The organism is Terrisporobacter mayombei, from assembly GCF_020748465.1.
Taxonomy (GTDB): Bacteria; Bacillota; Clostridia; order Peptostreptococcales; family Peptostreptococcaceae; genus Terrisporobacter; species Terrisporobacter mayombei.
The window spans coordinates 1-452 of the sequence record NZ_JAHZMP010000232.1 but is presented as its reverse complement, the minus strand read 5'-3'; the positions used below and the strand labels follow the sequence as shown (position 1 = coordinate 452).

Sequence of the window (452 nt, the reverse complement as noted above, 5' to 3'; positions counted from 1 at the left end):
CTCACAAATAACTTGGGGTAGTCAAATTAGGTCATATGTTTTTCAACCATATAAATTGGTTAAAGACCATAGAACAAATGCTGAGTTTGGAAATGTAGATAGTGTAATGAATGGGAATATAGACTTGTTTATTAATGAATACTTAAAAATGAATAAAATAGTTTAATAAATATGCATTGTAATTAAGATATATGTATAAGAAGGTTAGTGCTTAATATGCACTTACATCACTTAGGCTGAGGACGATAACCCTCAGCCTTCGTTCTGTTTTGTTATACTTATGAAAAAACTAACATGAGGAGTGAATAAATTGGATATAAATCAAATATTAAAAAAAGAGTTTAATCTTAGAGATGAACAAATAAATAATACATTAAAACTTATTGATGAAGGGAATACAATACCATTTATAGCTAGATACAGAAAAGAAATGACTGGTGAAATGAGTGATG

General features: G+C 27.9%; 1 protein-coding gene and 1 pseudogene. Both read left to right on the top strand.

Going from position 1 to position 452, the window contains the following annotated elements; genetic code table 11:
* Positions 1-166 (top strand): annotated as a pseudogene (gene prfB / locus K0039_RS23550) (peptide chain release factor 2); the annotation flags it as partial.
* A 144-nt stretch (positions 167-310) separates the two neighbouring features.
* Positions 311-452, top strand: a 142-nt coding sequence (locus K0039_RS21315; protein ID WP_228106894.1) for a Tex-like N-terminal domain-containing protein, incomplete at its 3' end; no start/stop codon positions are given.